This is a genomic window from Streptomyces sp. NPDC041940 (genome assembly GCF_055589465.1).
Genome location: NZ_JBVJBP010000026.1, coordinates 34946 through 59964 on the forward strand (window position 1 = coordinate 34946; position 25019 = coordinate 59964).

Here is a 25019-nt window from a genome sequence, read left to right on the forward strand (position 1 = left end):
TACGGACTTCATGAACGACCACATCCAGCCCGACGGCTCGGCCCCGCACGAGCACGACCACGGGGCGCTCGGCGACGTCGAGTACGCGGAGTTCATGGAGCTCGCCGCGGTGGAGGGCTTCGACCCCGAGGACGTCGAGGGCGCGATCGAGGAGGCCGGGCACGGCCCGCTGCCGGTGCTCGCCGTGGTCGGCCGGCCCAATGTCGGCAAGTCGACTCTCGTGAACCGCATCATCGGACGCCGTGAGGCGGTCGTCGAGGACAAGCCGGGCGTCACCCGCGACCGTGTGACGTACGAGGCCGAGTGGGCGGGCCGCCGCTTCAAGGTCGTCGACACCGGCGGCTGGGAGCAGGACGTCCTCGGCATCGACGCCTCCGTGGCCGCCCAGGCCGAGTACGCCATCGAGGCCGCCGACGCCGTCGTGTTCGTCGTGGACGCCAAGGTCGGCGTCACCGACACCGACGAGGCCGTCGTCCGGCTGCTCCGCAAGGCCAACAAGCCCGTGGTGCTGTGCGCCAACAAGGTCGACGGCCCGAGCGGCGAGGCCGACGCGACCGCTCTGTGGTCCCTCGGTATCGGCGAGCCGCACCCGGTCTCCTCGCTGCACGGCCGTGGCACCGGCGACATGCTGGACGCCGTCCTGGAGGCCCTGCCGGAGGCCCCCGAGCAGAGCTTCGGCACGGCCGTCGGCGGCCCCCGCCGGATCGCGCTCATCGGCCGTCCCAACGTCGGCAAGTCCTCGCTCCTCAACAAGGTGGCCAACGAGGAGCGCGTCGTCGTCAACGAGCTGGCGGGCACCACCCGTGACCCGGTCGACGAGCTGATCGAACTCGGCGGCGTCACCTGGAAGTTCGTCGACACGGCGGGTATCCGCAAGCGCGTCCACCTCCAGCAGGGCGCCGACTACTACGCCTCGCTGCGCACGGCCGCCGCCGTCGAGAAGGCGGAGGTCGCCGTCATCCTCATCGACGCCGCCGAGTCGATCTCGGTGCAGGACCAGCGGATCGTCACCATGGCCGTGGAGGCGGGCCGCGCGATCGTCGTCGCCTTCAACAAGTGGGACACCCTCGACGAGGAGCGCCGCTACTACCTGGAGCGGGAGATCGAGACCGAGCTCGGCCAGGTGGCGTGGGCCCCGCGGGTGAACGTCTCGGCGCGCACCGGGCGGCACATGGAGAAGCTGGTCCCGGCGATCGAGACGGCCCTGGCGGGCTGGGAGACCCGGGTCCCGACGGGCCGGCTGAACGCCTTCCTCGGTGAGCTGGTCGCCGCCCACCCGCACCCGGTCCGGGGCGGCAAGCAGCCGCGCATCCTGTTCGGCACGCAGGCGGGCACCAAGCCGCCGCGGTTCGTGCTGTTCGCCTCCGGCTTCATCGAGGCGGGCTACCGGCGCTTCATCGAGCGCCGGCTGCGCGAGGAGTTCGGCTTCGAGGGCACGCCGATCCACATCTCGGTGCGGGTGCGCGAGAAGCGCGGCGCGAAGAAGAAGTAGCGCGAAACGGTGCTCGCTCAGACGCCGCTTCGTGGTACCGGCGGCAGAGCCGCCGGCACATAGTGCATCGCCGTGCCGTGTGCGCTGACGGTCCCGACGCGCTGCCAGTGCGGCTGCTGTGCGGCGGCATGCCGGGCGCTCTGGGCCCCCGCGCTGTACGCACTGTACGAGCTGCCGTACGAATGGCTGTACGAGCCCGTACTGTGCGGAATGGTCCCGAAGGCGGTGAACCCCAGCTTTTCCTCGCCGCTGCGGTCGCCGGGCAGTGCGCGGAAGGACTTGACGTACTCGGCGTAGAGCGCGTCGTAGATCGGCGTGGCCGATGGGCCGCCCTGGGAGTCCTGGGCCGACCGCGCGGAGGGGATCGACGAGTAGGACTGGCGGCGTGAAACGTCGTATGCGTGCACGTATGTCCAAACGACCCCGCGGGTCAAGGGATGCGGCCCGCGTACGGCTTTCGCGGGTGTGCGGGCCGAGCGGGTGACCCGCGGGCTCAGATGCCGGCCAACGGCAGGGCCGCGCCGACCAGCTTTCCGGTCGCCGCCGCCTTGTCCAGGGCGTCCCGCATCAGGTCCTCGCGCGGCTGATGGCCGATCGAGCCGACGGGCGCGGCGAACATCAGCACCTGCTGGTGCTTGTTGGCGGCCGCGCGCCAGGGGTCGGTCACCTGGAGCGGCTGGTGCGCCTGCCACCAGGCCACCGGCTGTCCGCCGTTGCTGCCGGGCTGGAGCACCGCGTGCAGCTGGCCCACGGCGAGCAGCACCGACCAGCCGTGCAGCACCGGCGGTACGGCGGACAGCTCGGTCAGCGGCATGAAGCCCTGCTCGAGGAGCAGCGGCAGGAAGTCGTCGTCCGAGCCGGTGGCGCCGGGCCGGGCGACGGGCGCGGTCGGCTCCACCACCAGGGCCGGGTGCAGCTCTCCGGCGATCAGGACGAGCCCGCTGGTCACGCCGAGCACCGCCGGCTGGGGCGCCGTCTGGTCGGACACCATGCCGCCGGTGTCGCCGGCGATGGACTTCACGGCGCCCCGGAGCTGCTCCTCGGTCACCTGGACGACCTGCGAAGGCAGGCAGCCGGAGTGGGCGAAGGCGAGGACGGCGGTCTCGTCCCCGATGAAGAGGACGGTGCTGGTGCGCTCCTGCTCGGAGTCGCCCGGGGTGCGGCAGGACGTGCAGTCGTAACTGCCCGGGGCGGTCTCTCCGGCGAGCAGTCGGTCTGCTTCTTCGTCGCCGATCTCGGCGCGTACCTCGTCGCTGACGTCGAGCATGCGCGGCACGGGGGGCTCCCTCGGGGGTGGTGCGTGGCAAAGCCGGGTGGCTCCCGGCCCGTGGTCCGGGTAGGCCCCGGCTCATGAAGAAGACAACGGGCGATCTGTGGCGGGAGTCACGCCCCAGGGCGAACGGAATCGAACCAACCGGCGCGCAGGGTCACGTTCGGCACGGAATCGCGCACTCACGGTCAAGTCCCGTGTTTGTAAAGGGCGTTGAAGTGGTGAGGTGGGTCACACGTCACCAAGGTGGTTGGTCGACAAATCACGAAATCCAGGAATGAAGTGGGTGTCCTGAAATTGCCGTTACCCGAAGTATCGGTGAACTGGCCTGGAGTGACGGCCCGCCGGTTGATGACAGGCCGTCAACTCTTTAGATTCCTCCGCCGTGTGCAGCGAGCACCGCTCGGGTACGTCCGCCGGCCGCACGGTTCTCCGGAACCGCGCAGCACCACCACCGGCGGACGGGGCGAGCGCGACCCACGTGCCCCATGGCGCGGGGAGTGGCGTTCCGCCTTGGGGGACCCCGGGTGTTTCGAGAGGGAACTACATGTCCGAATGTGCCGATATCACCCGCGAAACCGCTCGGAAGAACCCGGTTCGTACGACGGCGGTCCTCGCCGGGGCGGCGTTGCTCGCCCCCCTCGGACTGCTGGCGGCGACCGGCAACGCCGCGGCGGCTGACAGCGGAGTGTGGGACCGCATCGCCCAGTGCGAGAGCGGCGGCAACTGGCACATCAACACCGGCAACGGCTACTACGGCGGACTCCAGTTCGCCCCCTCGACCTGGAGCGCCTACGGCGGCACGGCCTACGCGGCCACCGCCGACCAGGCGAGCAAGTCCCAGCAGATCGCCGTCGCCACCAAGGTCCAGCGCGCCCAGGGCTGGGGCGCCTGGCCGACCTGCTCGGCTCGCGCCGGGGCGAGCGGAAGCGCACCCGCGGCTTCCGCCGCCGACCCGGTCACCTCCAAGCCCGCTCCGCAGAAGCAGTGGAAGGCGCCGGAGCGTTCCGCACCACACCCGAACCGCAGCACGTCCCGCGGCGACTACACCGTCCGCGAGGGCGACACCCTGAGCGGCGTCGCCGCCCGGCACGGGACCACCTGGCAGCGCCTCTACGCCGCCAACAAGTCAGCCATCGGCGGTGACCCGAACATGATTGTGCCCGGCCTGCGTCTCGACATCTGAGCCGCTGCTCCCCCTCGCCGGGACACGGGGTCCCGTCCGGTCGCTCGACCGGGCGGGACCTTGCCGTGCCGGGCGCCGGCCCTCGGTCATCGCCCGAGCTCGCCCGCCTCCCCGGCGAACACGACCGCCCCGCGGCGCAGTTCGTAGACGAGGGCGGGCCGGTCCCGCAGATCGGGCGGCAGCCGCTGCTCGGCCATCACCACGCACGCGTCGAGCGCGCTCAGCAGCTCGTACGTCCGGGCCGCGACCGCGGGCGACATGCCCTGGGCGGGCTCGTCGACGAGCACCACGCGCGCGCGTGCCAGCAAGGCCCGGGACAGGGCGAGCATGCGCTGCTCCCCTCCGGAGAGGGTGCCGGCGCGCCGCTCAAGGAGTGGACGCAGCTGCGGATAGGCGTCGAGGGCCGGGGCGTGGTCCGGGGCGGCGAGCCCGAGGTTCTCGCGCACGCTCAGCGAGCCGAACACGGCCTGCCGCTCCGGCACCAGGCACAGCCCGCGCCGGGCCCGCTCGTACGCCGGTACGCGGGTCACGTCGGCGCCGTCCCACACCACCGCCCCGCCCGACAGGGGCACGGTGCCGGCCAGCGCACGCAGGACGGTCGTGCGGCCGGAGCCGTTGCGGCCCAGCAGGACGGTGAGCCCGGGGCCGGGCGCCGCGAGGGTGACGCCGTGCAGGGCCTCCAGGGGGCCGTAGCGCACGCGCGCGTGGCGCAGGGAGACCGTCGTCATCGGCCTGCCCCTGTTGCCAGGGCGTCCAGGACGCGCCCGGGCGGACCGGAGGCGACGATCCGGCCCGCGGTCATCACGTGCACGACATCGGCGAGGCCCGCGACCAGGTCCAGGTCGTGCTCGACGACGAGCAGGGCCGTGCCGTCGGCGGCCAGGGCCTTCAGGACCCGGGCCAGGGCGGCCACTTCGGCGCTGTCCAGGCCGGCGGCGGGCTCGTCGAGCAGCAGCACGCGGGGGCCGCCCGCGAGGACCCGGGCCAGCTCCACGCGGCGCAGTGTCCCGGTGGGCAGCCCGGCGGCGGGCAGGGCCCGCACCGGCCCGTCCAGCCCGAGCAGCCTGAGCGTCCGCTCCACCGCGCCCGGGTCGGTCACCCGGCCCTGCTCGGCGCCCACCCGGACGTTCTCGGCCACGGTCAGCGACGGGAAGACGGCCAGTTGCTGGAACGTCCGTGCGACACCGAGCCGGGTCCGGGCATGAGCGGGCAGCGCGGTGATGTCCCGCCCGCCGAGCCGCACGGTCCCGCGCGCGGGGCGCAGCGTCCCGGCCAGACAGTGGAACAGGGTGCTCTTCCCGGCCCCGTTGGGGCCCACGACGGCGGTGATCCGGCCGGGGGAGAGGTCCAGATCGACGCCGTCGAGGGCGGTGAAGCCGCCGTAGCGGGCCTGGAGGTGACGGGCGGTGAGGAGAGGGGAGACGGTGGTGGCCGGGGCGGTGGACACCGCCGTGGCGGGCCCGGTCCGGGAGGCGCCCGGTGTACCCGGGGGCGGGCGCTCCGGTGTCCCGGGCGGCTGCCGGGCCGGGGGTGCGAGAGCGGAGCGCCGGCTGTCCGCGTCCGTGCCGGCGGCGTGCGATGCCCTTCCGCCGTCGCCGGCCCCGGCGCCCTGTCCCCCCTCCGCCGCCTCCGGCCCGGCTCCTCGCGCCACACCCGTCGCCCCCGCCGGCACCGGTGTCCTCCGGGCCTCCCGCGGTCCTGCCGGACGCAGCAGCGCGCGGGCACGCACCCCCGCCGGTGTCAGAGCCGGTGCGCGCCGCAACCGCAGGCGTTCCGCCGCCGTGCGCACGGCCTCGTAGGGGCCGCCGGGGAAGCGGCCCACGAGGATCGCCAGGACGCCGATCAGCGCCGCGGCGACCCCGCCCCGGGTGCCCGCGTCCAGGCCGACCAGGAGGGCCGCGGCGGCGAGGGCGCCCAGGGTGCTGTCAGCGCCGAGCACCACGACCGCCGCGAACCACAGCAGGCCGCGCACCGGGTCGTAGGCGGCTGCGTCGAAGGCGCGCAGGCCCATGCCGAGCATGCCGCCGCCCAGCGCGGCGAGCGCGGCGCCCGCCACGAAGGCCAGCAGCTTGAGGGACGGCACCCGGACGCCCGCCGCCTGCGCGCCCCGCTCGTGGTCCCGCATGGCCGCGAGGGCCCGGCCCGTCCGCCCCCGGCGCAGGGCGTGCGTCGCCAGCAGCGCGACCGCCAGCAGGAGCAGCTCCAGGACGTAGTAGGCACGGTCCCCGTCGAAGCCCGCCGGGCGGCCCAGCGACAGGCCCGACGTGGCGTACGGCTGGGCGAAGACGAAGCGGCTCACCCCCACACCGACCGCGAAGGTCGCGAGCGCCAGCGCCAGGCCCCGGCGGCCGATCGCCGGCCAGCCGGTGAGCAGCCCGAGCGGCGCCACCAGGACGACCGCCACCGCCAGGGCCGCCAGCTCCGGCAGCCGGGGCAGCCCCGGGAAGCGGCCGGCCGCCAGCAGCGCGGTGAACAGGGCGCCCAGACCCGCGTACGCCGCCTGGCCCAGCGAGATCTGGCCGCCCCGGCCGGTGACCACCACCAGGGACAGCAGGATCACGGCCAGCGCCGGCACCTGGACCGAGGTGTGCAGGTCCCGGCCGGCCAGGCCCAGCGGCAGCAGGAACAGCACGGCCGCCACGATCCACGCGCCGGGCGGTGTCGGGACCCGGGCGGTGGCGGTGCGCGGCAGCGCGTCCCGGGTGCCCACGCCCGGCAGCACCAGGGCCGCGATCAGCAGCGCGACGACGAACAGGTTCGTGCCGACGGCCTGGAGCAGCGGCTCGCCCCAGCCCGACGGATGCAGCCGCGTCAGCTGGCTCTGCGCCACCCCGATGGCCAGCGCCACCACCACCGCGACCGGCAGGCTCCGCATCCGCGCGGCCACCGCGACCGCCACGACCTCCATCACGAGCAGCGGCAGCCCGTACGGGTCGAGACGCACGTACGGCGCCAGCAGCACGCCCGTCAGGCCCGCAGTGAAGGAGCCGAACGCCCAGCCCGCCGCCGCGACCCGGTCCGCGTCGATGCCGCCCAGCACGGCGAGCTGCCGGTCGTCGACCACGGCCCGCAGCTCCCGCCCGAACCGCGTCCGGCGGACCACCACCGCGACCCCGGCGGCCAGCACCAGCACCACCGCCAGCTGCCCCCACGGCTCGTCCGGCACCAGCTCCGGCGCGTCCTCCCGCGCCCCCTGCCCCCACAGCAGCGCCGCCCCGCCCACCAGCAGCACGAACACCCCGATGGACGCCACCAGCGTCTGCGCCGGGTCGCCCCCGAGGACGGCCAGCGGCCGGAAGACGAACCGTTCCAGTACGACCCCCAGCCCCGGGGCCAGCACCAGCAGGGTCACCGTGGCCCCGAGCCACAGCGGCCAGCCCCACTCGACCACGCACTGCCGCAGCACATACGCGCACACCATCGCGATCGCGCCGTGCGCGAAGTTGAGCACGCCGGTCGCGCGGTACGTCACGATCAGGCCGATCCCGGTCAGCGCCGCCGCGCTGCCGACCGAGAGACCGGCCAGGGTGAGGTCGTACGTCAGCGAGGACATCGGCCGGGCTCAGTCGGTTTCGCCGGTGGGCTCGCAGATCGGGCAGGGGCCCAGTTCACCGCTCGCCACCAGCGCGGAGTCGACCGGGACCGCCTCCGCCCTGCCCGCGACCAGCGGACAGTCCGCGCGGTGCCACAGCGTGCCGCCCGGCACCATCAGATGCTCGCCGCTGACCGCGAGCGGCGCGAGGGACGCCTGCCCGTCCTCGGCGCGCCCCTCGGGGCCGTCGGGTCCGGCGGCCACCAGCAGGCCGTACAGCTCCTCCACGCGCGCGGCGGCGATCGAGCCCCGGCCGTGGGCCAGCAGCACCGCCCCGGAGACGATCAGCGCCGCGCCGGGGACCGTGCAGGAGGCCAGGTAGGGGAGCTGCCGTTCCGCGAAGCGCTCGCCGGAGACGCCGTACCAGCCGACGACGCACAGCACCGCGCCGGCGGCCAGGGCGGCCCAGCCGGCCCACAGGACGGGATACACGGTCCGCAGTCGGCTTGTCCGCATCGCTGGCTCCCACACGTCGGTTCGGCTGTGTGCTGGCTGCCTGTTCAAGTCCGGCGATCGCTTGCACTATGCCCTGTGGAAGCTGACCCTGAAAGCACCGGGCGCACATGGCCCGGACCGACACCCGGTGGTGAGCCAGATGGTTCTCGGCAGCGTCCTCAAGCGGGGTGGAGCGACAGAGGGCCCGCGAGCCGCGGGACGGGGTACGGCGATCGCGGCCGCCCTGGTCCTGGCCCTCGCCCCGGCCCTCGCGGCGTGCAGTGACGACAGCGGCGGCGGCAGCGAGAGCACACCGCCCACACCGACCGCGGAGCGGACCACGAGCGCCCCGGCGAGCGCGCCGGCGGACCGGACCGCGGCCGAGAAGGAGATCAAGCAGAACTGGGAGACGTTCTTCGACCCGGGGACCTCGACCGAGGACAAGCAGGCCGTCCTGGAGAACGGCGACCGGATGGGCCCGGTGCTGCAGGCCTTCAGCGGTGACGAACGCGGCGGCCAGGTCGAGGCGCAGGTCACCAAGGTCGAGTTCACCTCGGCGACCGGGGCGGACGTGACGTACACGCTCACTCTGAAGGGGGCCACCGCCCTGCCGGACGCCTCCGGGACAGCCGTCGAGCAGGACGGCACCTGGAAGGTGTCCGTCAAGACGCTGTGCTCGCTGGTGCAGATGAGCGGCAATGGGTCGCCGGTCCCGGGCTGCTGAGATCCTCGCCGCGGTGCTGCTGCTCGCCCTGAGCGCGGCCTGCGGCAGCCGGCTCCCGGAGAGCGACTTCGAGCGTGACGACCGCTCCCCGGCGCCCCGGGACTCCGCGCCCCTGCGGGTCGGCATCATCACCAGCGCCACCAGCCCGGTCGGCGGCAGCGCCTTCACCGGCCCGCGCGACGGCGCCAAGGCCTGGTTCGACCGGCTCAACGCGCGCGGCGGCATCGACGGCCGCCGCGTCGAGGTGCGCCTGTGCGACGACGGCGGCAGCGGAGTCGGCAACAACGAGTGCGTCCACAAGCTCGTCGAGGAGGACGACGTCGTGGCACTGGTCGCCACCACCGCCCTGGACTACGCGGGCGCCTCCCGCGTCTCCCGCGCGCGCGTGCCCGACATCGGCGGCCAGCCCATCGGCGGCGCCTACGACACGTACCCGCACCTCTACGGCATCTACGGCAGCCTCGCGCCCCGCGACGGCACCACCGGCTGGGACGGCAAGCTGTACGGGGGCACCGAGGTCTACCGCTACTTCAAACGGGAGCACGGCGCCCGTACCGCCGCCGTCGTCTCCTACAACCAGTCCGCGTCCGCCGCCTACGCCCGGCTCGTCGAGCGGGGCCTGCGCGCCGAGGGCTACGAGGTCGTCACCGAGCAGGTCGACTTCGCCCTGCCCAACTTCCGCGCCGTCGCCGCCGATCTGAAGGAACAGGGCGCCGACCTGGTCTTCGACGCCATCGACTCGCACGGCAACGCCCGGCTCTGCCAGGCCATGGACCAGGTCGGTGCCGACGTCACCGCCAAGGTGACCAACGTGCAGAACTGGACGTCCACCGTCCCCGACGACTACGAGGACGCCCCGCGCTGCCGCAACGCCCTCTGGGCGACCGGCGCGAGCCGCGACTTCGACGACACCGGCCATCCGGCCGTACGGGAGTTCCGTGAGGCGACGAAAGGTCTGGAGACGCACTCCCAGTGGCAGCTGGAGGGATGGGCCGCCGCACGCTGGTTCACCGACGCGGCGACGTCCTGCGCGAAGACGGGCATCACGCGCGCGTGCGTCGACGGCTACATGAACCGAAGCCAGGGCTACACGGCGGGCGGACTGCTCCTGCCCGTCGAGTTCCGGCGGCTCGCCGAGCCTCCGAAGACCCGCGAGACCTGCCTGTCGGTGGCCCGCTGGCAGGACGGCGAGGGCTGGGTCGGCCAGGGCGATATGAACCGCACCTGCTTCGACGTACCGCAACTGGCGTATGAGCCTTGAGAACAGCAGGGCTTGGAGAACAGCAGGGCCTTGAGGACAGTGGCTGTCCGCAAGGGCTGGCAGACTCGCCCCATGTTGGAGACCTCGGCACGCCTGCTGCGTCTGCTGTCCCTGCTCCAGGCCCACCGCGAGTGGTCCGGCGCCGACCTGTCCGAGCGGCTCGGCGTCAGCGCCCGCACCCTGCGCCGCGACGTCGACCGGCTGCGCGAGCTCGGCTACCCGGTCAACGCCAGCCCCGGCACGGGCGGCGGTTACCAGCTGGGCGCCGGTGCCGAACTGCCGCCGCTGCTGCTGGACGACGACGAGGCCGTGGCCGTGGCGGTCGGGCTGCGCACGGCCGCCGGACAGGGCATCGAGGGCATCGGCGAGACCTCGGTACGGGCCCTCGCCAAGCTGGAACAGGTGCTGCCGAACCGGCTGCGCCGCCGGGTGGGCGCCCTCAACGCGTTCACCGTGCCGATGCTGCGCAGCACGCTGCCCTCCTCGGTCGACCCCGCCGTGCTCACCGAACTGGCCCACCTCTGCCGGGACGCCGAGCGGCTGCGCTTCGAGTACCGCGGCCACGACGGCACCCCCAGCCGCCGCAGCGTCGAACCGCACCGCCTGGTGTGCACCGAGCGCCGTTGGTACCTGGTCGCCTGGGACCTGGAGCGGGAGGACTGGCGCACCTTCCGCGTGGACCGCGTCACGCCCAAGCCGCCGCACGGCCCCCGCTTCGTACCGCGCGAGCCGCCCGCCGAGGACCTGGCCGCCTATGTCTCCCAGGGCGTCTCCACGCGCGCGTACGCCACCCACGCCGTGGTGCGGCTCCTGGTGTCCCTGGAGGAGGCCGCCGAGCACATCTCGCCGTCCGCCGGGGTACTGGAGGCCGAGGGCCCCGACAGCTGCCTGCTGCGCTGCGGCGCCGGCAGCCTCGACGTGATGGTCATCCACGTGATGATGCTGGGCTTCGAGTTCGAGGTGCTGGAGCCGGTGGAGCTGATCGAGGCGATCAGGAGGACTCGCGACCGGCTTGATGGCGCTTTGGCTCGGGCTGCGCAGTCACCGCCGCGTACTCCGGATGGTGCAGGTCGAACGCCGGCGACTCGGACCGGATCCGGGGCAGCGCCGTGAAGTTGTGCCGGGGCGGCGGGCAGGAGGTGGCCCACTCCAGGGAGCGGCCGTAGCCCCAGGGGTCGTCGACCTCGACCTTCTCGCCGTACTTCGCGGTCTTCCACACGTTGTAGAGGAACGGCAGCGTCGACATGCCGAGCAGGAACGCCCCGATCGTCGAGACGGTGTTGAGCGCGGTGAACCCGTCCGCGGCGAGGTAGTCCGCGTACCGGCGGGGCATGCCCTCGGCGCCCAGCCAGTGCTGCACCAGGAACGTGGTGTGGAAGCCGACGAAGAGCACCCAGAACTGGATCTTGCCGAGCCGTTCGTCGAGCATCTTCCCGGTGAACTTGGGCCACCAGAAGTAGAACCCGCCGAAGATCGCGAAGACGACGGTGCCGAAGACGACGTAGTGGAAGTGCGCGACCACGAAGTACGAGTCCGTCACCTGGAAGTCCATCGGAGGCGACGCCAGGATCACCCCGGTCAGCCCGCCGAACAGGAACGTCACCAGGAACCCCGTCGCCCACAGCATCGGGGTCTCGAAGGACAGTGAGCCCTTGAGCATCGTGCCGGTCCAGTTGAAGAACTTCACGCCCGTCGGCACCGCGATCAGGAAGCTCATGAAGGAGAAGAACGGCAGCAGCACCGCGCCCGTGACGAACATGTGGTGCGCCCACACCACCACCGAGAGGCCCGTGATCGCCATCGTCGCGCCGACCAGCGTCAGATAGCCGAACATCGGCTTGCGGCTGAAGACCGGGATGATCTCCGTGATGATCCCGAAGAACGGCAGCGCGATGATGTACACCTCGGGATGCCCGAAGAACCAGAACAGGTGCTGCCACAGGATCGCCCCGCCGTTGGCCGCGTCGAAGACCTGCGCGCCGAACCGCCGGTCGGCCTCCAGCACCAGCAGCGCCGCCGCCAGCACCGGGAACGCCATCAGGATCAGGATCGACGTGAACAGCGTGTTCCAGACGAAGATCGGCATCCGGAACATCGTCATACCGGGGGCGCGCATCCCGATGATGGTGGTGATGAAGTTGACCGCGCCGAGGATCGTGCCGAAGCCGGACAGCGCCAGCCCCATGATCCACAGATCGGCTCCGAGGCCCGGAGTGCGCTCCAGGCTGTTGAGCGGGGCGTAGGCGGTCCAGCCGAAGTCCGCCGGACCCGAGGGCACCAGCAGCGAGCCGAGCACGATCAGCCCGCCGAACAGGAACAGCCAGTACGAGAGCATGTTCAGCCGGGGGAAGGCGACGTCGGGCGCGCCGATCTGGAGCGGCATCAGCTCGTTGGCGAAGCCCGCGAAGGTGGGCGTCGCGAACAGCAGCAGCATGATCGTGCCGTGCAGCGTGAACGCCTGGTTGAACTGGGTGTTGTCGATGATCTGGAGTCCCGGGCGGGCCAGTTCGGCGCGCATCAGCAGCGCCATCACACCGGCGACCAGGAAGAAGAGGAACGACGTGATCAGGTAGAGATGGCCGATCTTCTTGTGGTCCGTCGTCGTCAGCCAGTCGACCACCACCCGCCCGTGCCGCTTCCTCGGCGCGGGCCGCGCCGTCGCCTGTACGGTCTGCGTCCCCATCGCTCGTTCGCCCCTTCGCTCATCGCGCACCGGGCCCGCCGAAGCCCGCGCCGCACTGCCCGCGAGCTCACGTCATGATGCTCGGGTCATCGCGCGCTCCGACAGGGGCGTATCGGCCTCTCCGTGCCCGATCCACGCATTTCCCGTGCGGCGCCGGCTCGGCCCGACCGATGGCGGCGCCGGAATGGAATGGGGCTCCGGGGGTACTTCTCCCGGAACTTTCCGCCGGGCTTTTCCACGAGCTCGTGTGACACGCGGGAATTACGATCGAATGCCCGCGGAAGGCATACAGAAGGCCTAGGGAACCGCTCGTCCGTGTGACGGACATCGCCGGAAACCACTGTCGTGATCTTGTGACAGAAGTGTGACCGGGGCCGGACAGCCACCGGAGGTAGCGTGGCGGCATGGCACCGATTCCGACACCTTCCGCGGAACCCGACGACAGCCCGGACACCTATGTCGGCCTGCCGGCCGACCGGGCCGAACACCTCGCGCGTGAGCGCGGCTGGCCGACGGTGCGCTCGTTGCCGCCGGGGGCGATCATCACGATGGAGTACCGCGTGGGACGGCTGAACTTCGAGGTGAAGGGCGGCCGCGTGGCGCGCGCCTGGAAGGGCTGAGACACGGCGAGGGCCCCGGTTCCGCTCCGGAACCGGGGCCCTCGTGTGCCAGGGGTCGTGTCAGGGGTGGGCCGAGGAGGCCGAGCCCCGCGGGTGCCGCTCCGGGTGCTGCGGGCGGCGGCTACCGGCCGGGCTGACCGGGGTGCGCTCCGAGCGGGCCGTGTGCGGACCCGGGGCCAGGTAGGCCGGGGCCCGGGGCGAACGGGCCGCGACGTCGTCCCGGTCGGCGGGCAGCGGCGTGACCGCCACGGGCGGCGCGCTGGCCGGTACGGCAGCCGTACTGCTCCGGCGGGACCGCCAGCGGTCGCGCAGCTCGAAGATCCTGGCCTCGGCACGGGCGATCAGTGGCTCGAACCACGGCAGGGCGAGCATGATCAGCAGGCCCGCGACCCAGCCGAGGAGGACATCGCTCAGCCAGTGCGTCCCGAGGTAGACGGTGGCCAGTCCGACGCCGAGCGAGGTCACGGCGGACAGGGCGGACAGCCAGCGCTGCGCTCTCGCGGTGGACGCCAGGTAGGCCAGGATTCCCCAGGTCACCACGGCGTTGGCGGTGTGACCGCTCGGAAATATATCGCCGCCGCGCCACATCTCGTTGGAGCCGATCACGGTCGCGTAGTGCGGCCCCAGGCGGCCCATGCCGTACTTGGCGGCGCCGACCGTGATGTTCAGCAGCAGCAGGGAGACCCCGAGGGCGAGCAGCGGACGCAGGGTGTGCTGCCGCCAGGAGCGCCAGCCCAGCCAGGCCGAGACCATCACCGCGGTCGGGCCGCGCTGGCCGAGCACCACGTAGTAGTCGACGAACCAGTGGATCTCCGACCACTGCTGGTACGGCCGGAAGAACATGACCTGCCAGTCGAGCCGGACCAGCCAGGACGTGATCACCACAGCCCACACGATCGCGCCGTAGAACGCCGCGGTGGCGGCGACGAGCACGATGCGGTGCCTGCTCATCTTCGGCACATCGATGTGGGCGGGTCGTTCCGGCTCACGATCCAGCCGGGCGAACACCCGGTCCAGACGGGTGAGCTTCGGTTCGGTACGCACCCAATCGACGTTACAGCGAGTGAGCTCTGATCCCGGGCGAATCAACGGCTTTGTGATGACGATGTGATGTGGGATTCCTCTCAGGAGGAGGTTTATTTCCACCGAATCTGCAATCGGCGGCCGCTGCGGCCTTCAATTCCTTTGATCATTCCGGATGGGGGTTTTATTGCGCTTTTGAATTCGTTCACCGGGGCATGGCGCGGAATTCCCCCGGCGCTCACAGCGGGTCAGGGCGGACCGGAGCCGTTCAGCCAGAACGCCCCGTACACCGCGGAGGCCACGGCGACGGACCCGAGCACCAGCGCTGACCTGCGCGTACGCAGTCGGGCCAGGGCCAGAGCGAGGGGCAGCAACAGGGGGAAGGCGGGCACCAGCAGGCGCGGTTTCGAGCCGAAGTAGCTCGACGCGCAGAGCGCGAGCGCGGTGACGACCCCGGTGTAGACCAGCAGCGGCAGCGGCTGGCGCTGACGTACCCCGACCACATACAGCCAGATGACTGACGCGACCCCGACGATCAGCCCGACGCCGGCCAGGGCCGAGGGGAACGACGCGAACTTTTCGGCGACGAACCGGGCGAAGGCATAGCCGCCGTCGAAGCCGTTGCGCCACCCGGCCTGTACGTCGAGATAGCCGAGCGGCCCCTTGCCGGTGTGGTGGCCGACCCACAGCACGTAGCCGGCGGTGCCGAGGGGGGCCAGCAGCATGCCGAGGACGCGAGAGGCGTCGGACGAGGCGTAGAGGGGGGTGGGGGCGGAAGCGAGGGCGGGAGTGGGGGCGCTTGGCGTGATCGGTGCGCCGTCCGGCTCGCTCGCGCGTCGGTCCCGCACGAAAGAGGCCAGGGCCGTCACCCACACCGCCGCCACCACCGCCATCCCCACCGGACGGGTCAGCCCGGCCAGCAGGGCCAGCGTGCCCGCCACCGGCCAGCGGCCGGTCAGGACCGCGTACAGCGCCCACGCGGCGAGCGCTGTGAACAGGGACTCGCTGTACGCCATCGACTGCACGATCCCGACCGGGAGGACCGCCCACAGCAGCACCGCGCACACCCCGGCCCGGCGGCCGTACACGTGATCGGCCACCGCGAAGATCCCCCAGGCCGCGGCGAGCGAGGCGAGCAGACTGACCAGGAAACCCCCGTCCGCGTACGACAGCGGGGACACCGCCGCCACCAGCCGCTCCAGCCACGGCAGCAGCGGGAAGAACGCGAGATTGGAGTGCACGTCCCCGTTCGCCAGGCGCACCTCGTAGCCGTAGCCGAGCTCGGCGACCCTGGTGTACCAGAGCGCGTCCCAGCGAGCGGTCAGCAGCGTGTACGCGCTCTTGTCCCGGGCCGCGCTCCACCCGGCCAGGGCGACGAGGCCCAGGGCGCGCACGGCCGCGTACCCCAGCAGCGCCGGGGCCGCCCGGCGCAGCGCCCCGGCGCGGAACGACGGGGTCACGCGCGTCTCGAGATCGGTCACGGGCCCGATTATCGACCCGGGGCGGAACCGGGCGGCCGGCCGGGGCGTGGTCGAGGCAGAGGGGAGCGGCGGGGGAGTGGCGTACGCCACATCTTTCCGCCGGAACTGTGAGAGGTCCGCCACTAGGCTCCGGCGGGTACTCGCGTACGCTGACGTGTCACTCGCTTTTCGTTTGCGCGGGCCGGAGACCACCGCTCCTCTCCGGCCGAGTCGCGGGGGCGTCCCCCACCCCGTGAGCCCGCCGATCGCGAGGGAACATCTGGGAGGTACGTACATGTCCGGGACGACCACGGCTGCCGCTGCGCTGCGCCGTCGGGCGGCCGGGGCCGGTGCCAACCGCTGGGTGGTTCTCGTCGTCCTCTGCGTCAGCCTGCTGCTGGTCGCCGTGGACGCCACCGTGCTCCACGTGGCCGTCCCCGCCGTCACCGAGGATCTGAGGCCCGGCGGCATCGAGCTGCTCTGGATCGTCGACATCTACCCGCTGGTCTGCGCCTCGCTGCTGATCCTGTTCGGCACGCTGGGCGACCGCGTCGGCCGCCGAAGGGTCCTGCTCCTCGGGTACGCGCTGTTCGGCGTGGCCTCCGGGATGGCGGCCCTGGCGGACAACGCCCCGGTACTGATCGTGGCGCGGGCGCTGCTCGGTGTGGGCGGCGCGATGATCATGCCCGCGACCCTGTCGATCCTGCGCCAGGTCTTCCCGGACAGGCGCGAGCGGGCGCTCGCGATCGGCATCTGGAGCGCCGTGGCCGCGGTGGGAGCGGCGGTCGGGCCGCTGCTGGGCGGCTTCCTGCTGGAGCACTTCTGGTGGGGTTCGGTCTTTCTCGTCAACATTCCGTTGATGCTGGTCAGTCTTCCGGTGGGGCGGCTGCTGCTGCCCGAGTCGAAGGGCGACGGCACGGGTCCCTGGGACGTCGTCGGCGCCCTGATGGCGGCGGCCGGGCTGTTCGGCATGGTGCTGGGCGTCAAGAGACTCGGCGGCGGGGAGCCGGTGGAGAGCCTGCTCACCGTGCTGCCGTTGGTGGCGGGCGCGGGGCTGCTGGTGGCGTTCGTGCGGCGGCAGCGGCGGCGTGCGTATCCGCTGGTCGATCTGAAGATGTTCGCGCGCCCGGCGTTCAGTACGTCCGTCGGCTGCATCGTGCTGGCGATGCTCGCCCTGGTCGGTCTCGAGCTGATCGCGGCGCAGTACCTCCAGCTGGTGCTCGGGCTGTCGCCCCTGGAGACGGGGCTGCGGCTGCTGCCGCTGACGTTCGCCGCGATGGCGGCCGGGCTGGCCGGTGCGCGGATGCTGCGGCGGTTCGGGCCGCGGCGGATGGTGAGCGTCGGGTTCTGCCTCACCGCGTTCGCGGTGGTGCTGCTGACGGCGCTGGGCCGGACGGACGACTGGCCGCTGATGCTGGCCGCGTTCGTGCTGCTGGGCTTCGGGCTGGAGACGACGCTGTTCGGGGCGTACGAGTCGATGCTGAGCGAGGCGCCGCAGGAGCAGGCGGGTGGGGCGGCGGCGATCGGCGAGACGTCGTACCAGCTCGGGGCGGGGATCGGGATCGCGCTGCTCGGCAGCGTGATGAACGCGGCGTACGCGCCTGGACTGTCGGGTGTGTCGGGGGTGCCGGAGTCGGCGTCCTCCTCGGCGGGGCATTCGCTGGGGGAGGCCTACGAGGTTGCCGCGCAGCTGGGCGGGTCGGCCGGGGCCGCGCTGCGGCATGCCGCCCGGGACGCGTTCGTGCACGGGCTGCATGTGACGCTGCTGGTGAGTGCGGGGTTGCTGCTCCTCGGCGCGGTGATGGCGTTGCGGTTGCCGCGGACCATGCAGTGCGAGGAGGAGGCGGGTGCGGTGGAGGTACCCGCACAGAGGGACGCCGCGGAGTCACGCGTCTCCGTGTAGTTCGCCCATCGACGCACTGCCCGTGACCGTCCGAGTGAACGGCCGAGGTCGCCCGTGGGGGTGGTGCGGGGGTGGGCAGGCGTCGTAGCGTCTTGGTTAGCGGTGCTAGTTAAAGAAGCCTCGGAGGGTGTCGTCATGTCCGTGTCGTCCAAGCTGCCCCCCTTCGACCCCGCCGATCCCCTCGGCCTAGACGACCTGCTGGATCCGGAGGACCTCGGCATCAGGGACACCGTCAGGGCCTGGGCCGCGGACCGGGTGCTGCCGTATGTGGCCGACTGGTACGAGAAGGGGGAGCTGCCCGGGATCAGGGAGCTGGCAAGGGAACTCGGGGGGCTCGGCGCGCTCGGGATGTCGCTGAGCGGGTACGGGTGCGCCGGTGCCTCCGCAGTGCAGTACGGGCTCGCCTGTCTGGAGCTGGAGGCCGCCGACTCCGGCATCCGTTCCCTGGTCTCCGTGCAGGGCTCCCTCGCCATGTACGCGATCCACCGGTTCGGGAGTGAGGCGCAGAAGCGGGAATGGCTGCCCCGTATGGCCTCCGGCGAGGTCATCGGGTGCTTCGGGCTCACCGAGCCCGATCACGGCTCCGACCCCGCCGGCATGCGGACGTACGCCAAGCGCGACGGCTCCGACTGGGTGCTCAACGGGCGCAAGATGTGGATCACCAACGGCTCGGTCGCCGGTGTCGCCGTCGTGTGGGCGCAGACCGAGGACGGGATCCGAGGGTTCGTCGTGCCGGCCGGCAGCAGCGGGTTCTCCGCGCCGGAGATCAAGCACAAGTGGTCCCTGCGCGCCTCGGTGACCAGCGAACTCGTCCTCGACGACGTACGACTGCCCGCCGACGCCGTACTGCCTGAGGTCACCGGCCTGCGCGGACCGCTCAGCTGTCTGTCCCACGCCCGGTACGGAATCGTCTGGGGCGCCATGGGCGCGGCCCGCAGTTCGTTCGAGGCCGCGGTCGACTACGCGAAGTCGCGGGAGCAGTTCGGGCGGCCCATCGGCGGCTTCCAGCTCACCCAGGCCAAACTCGCCGACATGGCGGTCGAACTGCACAAGGGGATTCTGCTCGCCCATCATCTGGGGCGGCGTATGGACGCCGGCCGCCTGCGTCCCGAGCAGGTCAGCTTCGGCAAGCTCAACAACGTACGGGAAGCCATCGAGATCTGCCGCACGGCCCGCACCATTCTCGGCGCCAACGGGATCTCGCTCGAATACCCCGTGATGCGGCACGCGACCAACCTCGAATCGGTGCTCACCTACGAGGGCACCGTCGAGATGCACCAGCTCGTGCTGGGCAAGGCGCTCACCGGACTCGACGCCTTCCGTTAGACGCCGTCCGGTGAACCCTGCGCGGGGGCAGGGCCGGTGAGCGGCCCTGCCTCAGCTCTGGTTGAAGAAGCCGTCCGTGCGGTGCCCGGCCGGGTCGCCGTTGACGATCTCCGTGTTGGCGGGGGTCAGCAGGAACACGCGCGTCGACACCCGCTCGATCGAACCCCGCAGGCCGAAGATCAGCCCGGCCGCGAAGTCGACCACGCGCTTGGCGTCGGCGGCGTCCATGGCCGTGAGGTTCATGATGACCGGCACGCCCTCGCGGAACAGCTCGCCGATGGCGCGGGCGTCCCGGAAGCTGTCCGGGGTCACCGTGCCGATGCGGCGGCCTCTCTCCTCGGCGACGTCCGAGGCCACCTTGACACGCGGATCGGTGACCCAGGCCTCCCCGGACTCGGTCCCGTCGGAGTAGTCGTCGTCGTAGTAACGCTCGTCTTCGTTGTCGTCGACGAGGCCAAGCCAGGCACTTGCCTTGCGTACCGATCCCATGGACGCCTCCTCTCACAGCGGTCTTTCTGCTTTCCGCATCCCTATGGTCGTCCATGATGCGGATGGCGCGCCAAGTGGATAGACGCCGCACGGGGGGTTTGTGACGGTACTGGTGCACAGCGATTCCGTCGAGAGTCCGTGTTTCCCAAGGGCCTTGTCGTAAACGACTGCTGACTGTGAGTGAAATATGATTCTTCACGGCGTTTGGGTGATGGACCGTGCGTACGGGTGAACGGGTTGGCCGATACTATGCGGCGCTCAAACGTCGTACGGAGCGCGGGGGACGTCGTGTTCGGAATGGTCAGGCCCTGTCGGCATCGGCTCGGTGAGAGTCTCACCGCCCAGTGGATGGCGCATTTGTGTGGGCTGTGTCTCGCGTTGCGCGGGGACCATGGGCAGCTCGCGCGCATCGTGACGAACTATGACGGGCTTCTCGTCTCTGTATTGACGGAGGCTCAGACGGGTCTCGCGAACAGCGCGTCGAGTGGTGTGGGACGGCGTACGGCGGGTCCCTGTCCGCTGCGCGGGATGCGCACCGCGTCCGTCGCGCACGGTGAGGGAGCGCGGCTCGCGGCGGCCGTGTCGCTGGTGCTCGCCTCCGCCAAGGTGCGCGACCATGTCGCCGACGGTGACGGGCTGCTGGCCCGGGCGCCGGTTGCGCGCGCCGCGCGCCGGGTCGCGAAGGGCTGGGACCGCGCCGGGGCGCGGACCGGTTCCGCCGTCGGGTTCGACACGGCCGTCCTGGTCGATGCCGTGGACCGGCAGGGCGGTATCGAGGCGCTCGCCGGGCCCGGGACGCCGATCCTCACGGTGACCGAACCGACCGAGACCGCGACCGCCGCCGCCTTCGCGCACACCGCGGTCCTCGCCGGCCGGCCGCGCAACGCCGGGCCGCTCGCCGAGGCCGGACGCCTCTTCGGGCGCCTCGCCCACCTCCTGGACGCCGTGGAGGACCGGCATACTGACGCCGCGTCAGGTGCCTGGAACCCGATCACCGCGACCGGCACCTCTCTCCTGGAGGCCCGGCGGCTCGCCGACGACGCGGTGCACGGCATCCGGCTGGCGCTGCGGGAGGCGGAGTTCACCGACGGGCGGCTGGTGCACCGGCTCCTCGTGCACGAGCTGCGCACCTCCGTCGACCGCGCCTTCGGCACGGCCGCCTGTGCTCACACCGCCGCTCCCGAGGCGGCCGGCCCCTACGCGCCGCCCGGTACCGGAGCGCCGGGCGGTCCCGGCGCCCCGCCGCCGGAGCCGTCGCGCGGCAACCGGCGCGGGCTGCTCACCGGGTGCGCGGTGTGGCTCGGACTCGCCTGCACGTGTCAGATGTGCTGCGGCACGTACCAGGACCCGTGGACGGGCGAGCGCAAGGAAGGGCAGTGCGGCAACTGCGACTGCAGCGGATGCGGGGACTGCTGCAGCTGCTGCGACTGTTGCGGCAACTGCTGTGACAACTGCGGCTGCGACGGCTGCGACTGCGGCTGCAGCTGCTGAGGTACCTGCGGGACGGCCGTGGACGGGTGGGCTCCATGAACGGCTTGGGGGCACCCCCAGGCTGGAGGACTGTCCGGACGGTCACCTTCCGGACATCCCCGGGTCCTGGCGGACCGAGCTGACTTTCCGGGCGGTGATCCAGGACGACGGCTTGCCATGGGTCGTGTTCGCCGACGCCGCCGGGGAGTGCACGCCGGCGTGAGCCGCGTCGGGCAGGCACATGAGGTGCGGCGGGGGCGCGCAGCGCAAAGATCGTTCAAAGGTTGACGGCCGAAAGGCACCCTTGCGCCTACCGGCCGTTCGGCCGAATACTCCCCCACAGCGCTTGTCAGGGGCACGGCGTGTTCGGGAACCGGACGCGCGGTCCCGGGCTGCGCCTCACGGGCCCGAGACCCCACGAGGGCCCCCTACTTCCCCTGTGGAGGAACGAAAAGTGAGGATCAAGCGCACCACCCCCCGCAGCGGCATCTCGAGACGGACCCGGCTGATCGCCGTTTCCACCGGCCTCGTCGCCGCCGCAGCGATCGCGATCCCCAGCGCGAACGCGTCCGACACCCCCACCACCTTCAGCGCCGCCGAGCTCAAGAGCGCGAGCGGCTCGATACTGAAGGCCGACATCCCGGGCACCGCCTGGGCCGTCGACAGCAAGAACAACCAACTGCTCGTGACCGTCGACAGCACGGTCACCCAGGCCGAGATCGCGAAGATCAAGCAGCAGGCCGGCGCCAACGCCGACGCGCTCACGATCAAGCGCACCCCCGGCACGTTCAACAAGCTCATCCAGGGCGGCGACGCCATCTATGCGAGTAGCTGGCGCTGCTCCCTCGGCTTCAACGTCCAGAACAGCAGCGGCCAGCAGTTCTTCCTGACCGCCGGTCACTGCACCGACGGCGCGGGCACCTGGTACTCCAACTCCGGCCGCACCACGGTCATCGGCTCCACCGCCGGCTCCAGCTTCCCGGGCAACGACTACGGCCTGGTGCGCTACAGCGGCTCCGTCGCCAGGCCCGGCACCGCGAACGGCGTGGACATCACGCGCGCGGCCACCCCGAGCGTGGGCACCACCGTCATCCGCGACGGCTCCACGACCGGTACGCACAGCGGCCGGGTCACCGCCCTCAACGCCACCGTCAACTACGGCAGCGGCGACATCGTCTCCGGCCTGATCCAGACCACCGTCTGCGCCGAGCCCGGCGACTCCGGCGGCTCGCTCTACGGCAGCAACGGCACCGCGTACGGTCTGACCTCCGGCGGCAGCGGCAACTGCTCCTCCGGTGGTACGACGTTCTTCCAGCCCGTCACGGAGGCCCTGAGCGCCTACGGGGTCAGCGTGTACTAGGCCCTACCGGGCAGCAGGCAGCTTCTTGTGCCCCCGCACGCGATGCGTGCGGGGGCATTCCTCTGTCGGCTGGGGCGATTTGCGGCTACTTGTCATTTTTCATGGGGAGTGTAAGGAAAGATGTGCCAATGTCCGCCCCTCGGATGCCGATTGAGGGCGGTTGGTTGGGCGATTTTCAGCCATGGCCAGACCTCGCAGAGTGCGCACACATTACTCACGCGTAATGTTTGCAGTGTGAACGCGTGTGAAGCGCGTGCGAGTTGGGTCCGATTTGACCGTGCGCGGTCAAAATGTGGGGGCGTGGGGCCGGCAATCTACGCGCGTCCTGAACTCGACCTTGTGTGCTCCCCGTTGTCCTCGGAATAGTGGGCGCTCGTCAACAAGGCCTTCCGGCCCGCGAGGTCCCCACAACCTCCCGGGTCGACCCCCCACAGGAGGACATGAGTTGAAGCACCGACGCATACCCAAGCGGCGTGCAGCCCTGGCAGGTGCGGGTGTCGCCGCACTGGTCGCCGCCGGAGTGACCTTCCAGTCTGCGAACGCCAGCGAGCCTGTGAAGGCCTCCGAGCCTCAGACGCTGTCGGTCTCCGCGGCCGGAAAGCTCGCCTCGACGCTGGCCAAGGACCTGGGCGCCGACTCGGCGGGTACGTACTACGACACGAAGAGCAAGAGCCTCGTGGTGAACGTGCTCGACGAGGCCGCGGCCAAGGCCGTCGAGAAGGCCGGCGCCAAGGCGAGAGTCGTGGCGAACTCCCTCGCCGAGCTGAAGAGCGCCCGCGGCACGCTGAAGGCGGACGCGACGATCCCCGGCACCGCCTGGGTGACCGACCCGACCACGAACAAGGTCGTCGTGACCGCCGACCGTACGGTCTCCAAGGCCGAGTGGGCGACGCTGACGAAGGTCGTCGACGGGCTCGGCGCGAAGGCGGAGCTGAAGAGGTCGAAGGGGGAGTACAAGCCCTTCATCGCCGGTGGCGACGCGATCACCGGTGGCAGCGGCCGCTGCTCGCTCGGCTTCAACGTGGTCAAGGGCGGCGAGCCGTTCTTCCTGACCGCCGGGCACTGCACCGAGGGCATCTCCACCTGGTCGGACTCCAGCGGCAAGGAGATCGGCACCAACGCCGACTCCAGCTTCCCCGACAACGACTACGGCCTGGTCGAGTACACCGCCGAGGTGGCTCACCCGAGCGAGGTGAACCTCTACAACGGCTCCACCCAGAAGATCTCGGGTGCCGCCGCGGCGACCGTCGGCATGGAGGTCACGCGGAGCGGGTCGACGACCCAGGTGCACGACGGCAAGGTCACGGGGCTGGACGCCACCGTGAACTACGGCAACGGCGACATCGTGAACGGTCTGATCCAGACCGACGTCTGCGCCGAGCCCGGTGACAGCGGCGGCTCGCTCTTCTCGGGCGACAAGGCGGTCGGGCTCACCTCCGGTGGCAGCGGTGACTGCACCTCCGGTGGCGAGACGTTCTTCCAGCCGGTGACCGAGGCGCTGTCGGCGACCGGTACCGAGATCGGCTGACACTCGTAGCGTCGCGAAGTCCCGCCCCTTGTGTGAGGGGCGGGGCTTTTCGCGTGTGTCCTACGGTGCGTGCGCCGGGGGTGTTGTGTCTGCTCGCTTGCGCAGCGCGGCGGCCGTCAGTGTGAGGGCCGCTCCCACCACGGCCCAGGCCGCCAGTACCAGGAGTGATGTGGTCATGGCGTTGTTCTCGAAGTAGGCGATCGAGCGGGTGGCCCAGGTGCCGGCTCCTGGAGGGAGTGCCGGGCCGATCGCCTTCCAGAAGGGCGGGAGCAGGGGCGGCGGGAGGGCACCGCCGGCGCTCGGGTTGCCGAGGATCACCACCAGGAGGATCACCAGGCCGATACCGATCGTGCCGAAGACGCCCTGGAGGGCGAGGGTGGCCGCTCCCACGGCGAAGATGATCAGGGTGCCCAGGCCCCAGAGGGCTGCCGTACTGCCGGGCAGGGCGTCCAGGACCGGGCCGGTGATGAGGGCTCCGCCGAGGCCGCCGATGATCGCGACCAGGGCCATGACCGCCAGGCGGATCGCGGCGCGCTCGGGGTCGGACGGTTTCGCACCCGCGCTGATGGCCAGGGCCGCGGCGCCCAGGTAGCCGCCCACGCACCAGCCGACCACCAGGTAGAAGGACGAGAGTCCGTTGGGGTCGTGGGCGGCGGACGGGATGACGTCGACTGTGCGGAAGGTGCGCTTCTCCGACCTCTCCAGGGTGGTGACGAGGGTCGTCAGGGTGCTGGCGAGGACTCTGCCGCCGCCGGAGGCCACGAGCAGGGTGTCGGTGCCCGCCGGGTCGATGATCAGGGCGGCGTCGATGTCCCGGTTCGTGATCTGGTTCCGGGCCGTGGCCGCGTCGGGCAGTGCGCGGGGGTCCAGCGGGGAGCCGGGCAGTCGTTCCAGTCGGGTCACCGCTGGTGCGGAGGCGGCCTGTGGGGCGACCACCCCGAAGGGCACGTCCTTGAGTCTCGGGTCGTGCAGTGCCCCCACGTACGAGGCGATGAACAGCAGCTGGAGGGCGATCACGCCGAGGATGAGCAGGGTGGCCCGGGGGGTGACGGCGTCCTTCACCTCGTTGAGGAACGAGCTGTGCGGCATGCCTCCACGGTCGGGGGCGGTCGGGCGTTTCCGCAGGTGGGGCAGGGCCGAATGGATGTCGTACACACATTCGAAAATTGGTCTATGGTGGGGGTGGGATAGCTGGGA

Annotated in this window: 20 protein-coding genes and 1 pseudogene; 11 read left to right on the forward strand and 10 right to left on the reverse strand. The window is 71.6% G+C overall.

Translation table 11 applies throughout. The features are described 5' to 3' along the window. Window positions 1-10: 10 nt before the first annotated feature. Window positions 11-1492, forward strand: a complete 1482-nt coding sequence (gene der, locus ACZ6I3_RS33405; protein ID WP_469419772.1) for a ribosome biogenesis GTPase Der — start codon at window positions 11-13, stop codon at window positions 1490-1492. A 17-nt stretch (window positions 1493-1509) separates the two neighbouring features. Here der and ACZ6I3_RS33410 read toward each other — a convergent pair whose 3' ends face one another. Together ACZ6I3_RS33410 and ACZ6I3_RS33415 are read right to left on the reverse strand one after the other, a co-directional pair. After that, on the reverse strand, window positions 1510-1899 hold the full coding sequence (locus ACZ6I3_RS33410) for a hypothetical protein (RefSeq protein WP_469419773.1): 390 nt from the start codon (window positions 1897-1899) through the stop codon (window positions 1510-1512). Between the two features lie 86 nt (window positions 1900-1985). Further along, window positions 1986-2768 (reverse strand): hypothetical protein, encoded by a 783-nt coding sequence (locus tag ACZ6I3_RS33415; protein WP_469419775.1) that lies wholly within the window; start codon window positions 2766-2768, stop codon window positions 1986-1988. Between the two features lie 541 nt (window positions 2769-3309). Here ACZ6I3_RS33415 and ACZ6I3_RS33420 point away from each other — a divergent pair. Beyond that, window positions 3310-3948: a LysM peptidoglycan-binding domain-containing protein gene (locus ACZ6I3_RS33420; protein ID WP_469419777.1), complete on the forward strand. Its 639-nt coding sequence runs from the start codon at window positions 3310-3312 to the stop codon at window positions 3946-3948. Window positions 3949-4034: 86 nt separating this feature from the next. Here ACZ6I3_RS33420 and ACZ6I3_RS33425 read toward each other — a convergent pair whose 3' ends face one another. Genes ACZ6I3_RS33425 through ACZ6I3_RS33435 form a run of 3 tightly spaced genes read right to left on the reverse strand, consistent with a single transcriptional unit; the run spans window position 4035 to window position 7996 of the window. Further along, entirely contained in the window at window positions 4035-4676 is a 642-nt protein-coding gene (locus tag ACZ6I3_RS33425; protein ID WP_469419779.1) for an ATP-binding cassette domain-containing protein, read from the reverse strand. Beyond that, on the reverse strand, window positions 4673-7501 hold the full coding sequence (locus ACZ6I3_RS33430) for an ABC transporter permease subunit (protein ID WP_469419781.1): 2829 nt from the start codon (window positions 7499-7501) through the stop codon (window positions 4673-4675). Before ACZ6I3_RS33430 ends, ACZ6I3_RS33425 begins: the two co-directional genes overlap by 4 nt. A 9-nt stretch (window positions 7502-7510) precedes the next feature. Continuing rightward, window positions 7511-7996 carry a hypothetical protein gene (locus tag ACZ6I3_RS33435; protein WP_469419783.1) on the reverse strand — a complete coding sequence of 162 codons (486 nt, stop codon included), beginning with the start codon at window positions 7994-7996 and terminating at the stop codon, window positions 7511-7513. Window positions 7997-8135: 139 nt separating this feature from the next. Here ACZ6I3_RS33435 and ACZ6I3_RS33440 point away from each other — a divergent pair, with 139 nt between their 5' ends. From ACZ6I3_RS33440 to ACZ6I3_RS33450, 3 genes are all read left to right on the forward strand, one after another. After that, window positions 8136-8699: an MTB12 C-terminal domain-containing protein gene (locus ACZ6I3_RS33440; RefSeq protein ID WP_469419785.1), complete on the forward strand. Its 564-nt coding sequence runs from the start codon at window positions 8136-8138 to the stop codon at window positions 8697-8699. Next, complete coding sequence (locus tag ACZ6I3_RS33445; RefSeq protein ID WP_469419786.1) at window positions 8674-9960, forward strand: ABC transporter substrate-binding protein; 1287 nt, start codon at window positions 8674-8676, stop codon at window positions 9958-9960. Before ACZ6I3_RS33440 ends, ACZ6I3_RS33445 begins: the two co-directional genes overlap by 26 nt. Window positions 9961-10032: 72 nt before the next feature. Beyond that, entirely contained in the window at window positions 10033-11073 is a 1041-nt protein-coding gene (locus ACZ6I3_RS33450) for a helix-turn-helix transcriptional regulator (RefSeq protein ID WP_469419788.1), read from the forward strand. Here the strand turns inward: ACZ6I3_RS33450 and ctaD are convergent. Continuing rightward, window positions 11072-12643: pseudogene (ctaD, locus tag ACZ6I3_RS33455) on the reverse strand (aa3-type cytochrome oxidase subunit I); the annotation flags it as partial. The gene ACZ6I3_RS33450 and the pseudogene ctaD overlap by 2 nt on opposite strands. A gap of 404 nt (window positions 12644-13047) precedes the next feature. Between ctaD and ACZ6I3_RS33460 the strand changes: the two are divergent. Further along, window positions 13048-13263 carry an I78 family peptidase inhibitor gene (locus tag ACZ6I3_RS33460; protein ID WP_382498034.1) on the forward strand — a complete coding sequence of 72 codons (216 nt, stop codon included), beginning with the start codon at window positions 13048-13050 and terminating at the stop codon, window positions 13261-13263. Between the two features lie 60 nt (window positions 13264-13323). Here the strand turns inward: ACZ6I3_RS33460 and ACZ6I3_RS33465 are convergent, their stop codons facing one another. Together ACZ6I3_RS33465 and ACZ6I3_RS33470 are read right to left on the reverse strand one after the other, a co-directional pair. Further along, on the reverse strand, window positions 13324-14307 hold the full coding sequence (locus tag ACZ6I3_RS33465; RefSeq protein ID WP_469419790.1) for a phosphatase PAP2 family protein: 984 nt from the start codon (window positions 14305-14307) through the stop codon (window positions 13324-13326). A 227-nt stretch (window positions 14308-14534) separates the two neighbouring features. After that, a complete protein-coding gene (locus tag ACZ6I3_RS33470) occupies window positions 14535-15767 on the reverse strand; it encodes a glycosyltransferase family 39 protein (protein ID WP_469419792.1) in 1233 nt (410 codons plus the stop codon). Between the two features lie 274 nt (window positions 15768-16041). Between ACZ6I3_RS33470 and ACZ6I3_RS33475 the strand changes: the two genes are divergently transcribed. Both ACZ6I3_RS33475 and ACZ6I3_RS33480 read left to right on the forward strand, forming a co-directional pair. Further along, window positions 16042-17649: an MFS transporter gene (locus ACZ6I3_RS33475; RefSeq protein WP_469419794.1), complete on the forward strand. Its 1608-nt coding sequence runs from the start codon at window positions 16042-16044 to the stop codon at window positions 17647-17649. Between the two features lie 135 nt (window positions 17650-17784). Next, window positions 17785-18975 carry an acyl-CoA dehydrogenase family protein gene (locus ACZ6I3_RS33480; RefSeq protein ID WP_469419796.1) on the forward strand — a complete coding sequence of 397 codons (1191 nt, stop codon included), beginning with the start codon at window positions 17785-17787 and terminating at the stop codon, window positions 18973-18975. 51 nt (window positions 18976-19026) lie between these two features. Here the strand turns inward: ACZ6I3_RS33480 and ACZ6I3_RS33485 are convergent, their stop codons facing one another. After that, on the reverse strand, window positions 19027-19464 hold the full coding sequence (locus ACZ6I3_RS33485; protein ID WP_184597617.1) for a cell division protein SepF: 438 nt from the start codon (window positions 19462-19464) through the stop codon (window positions 19027-19029). Between the two features lie 288 nt (window positions 19465-19752). On the opposite strand from ACZ6I3_RS33485, the gene ACZ6I3_RS33490 reads away from it, so the two are divergent. The 3 genes from ACZ6I3_RS33490 (at window position 19753) to ACZ6I3_RS33500 (ending at window position 23822) form a co-directional block, all read left to right on the forward strand. Beyond that, on the forward strand, window positions 19753-20955 hold the full coding sequence (locus ACZ6I3_RS33490; RefSeq protein ID WP_469419798.1) for a DUF5685 family protein: 1203 nt from the start codon (window positions 19753-19755) through the stop codon (window positions 20953-20955). Window positions 20956-21388: 433 nt separating this feature from the next. Further along, window positions 21389-22294: a S1 family peptidase gene (locus ACZ6I3_RS33495; protein ID WP_469419800.1), complete on the forward strand. Its 906-nt coding sequence runs from the start codon at window positions 21389-21391 to the stop codon at window positions 22292-22294. Between the two features lie 445 nt (window positions 22295-22739). Then, window positions 22740-23822, forward strand: coding sequence for a S1 family peptidase (locus tag ACZ6I3_RS33500; protein ID WP_469419802.1), 1083 nt, complete (start codon window positions 22740-22742; stop codon window positions 23820-23822). Window positions 23823-23882: 60 nt separating this feature from the next. On the opposite strand, the gene ACZ6I3_RS33505 is transcribed toward ACZ6I3_RS33500, so the two are convergent. Then, window positions 23883-24911 carry a DUF3533 domain-containing protein gene (locus ACZ6I3_RS33505; protein ID WP_469419804.1) on the reverse strand — a complete coding sequence of 343 codons (1029 nt, stop codon included), beginning with the start codon at window positions 24909-24911 and terminating at the stop codon, window positions 23883-23885. Between the last annotated feature and the right edge of the window lie 108 nt (window positions 24912-25019).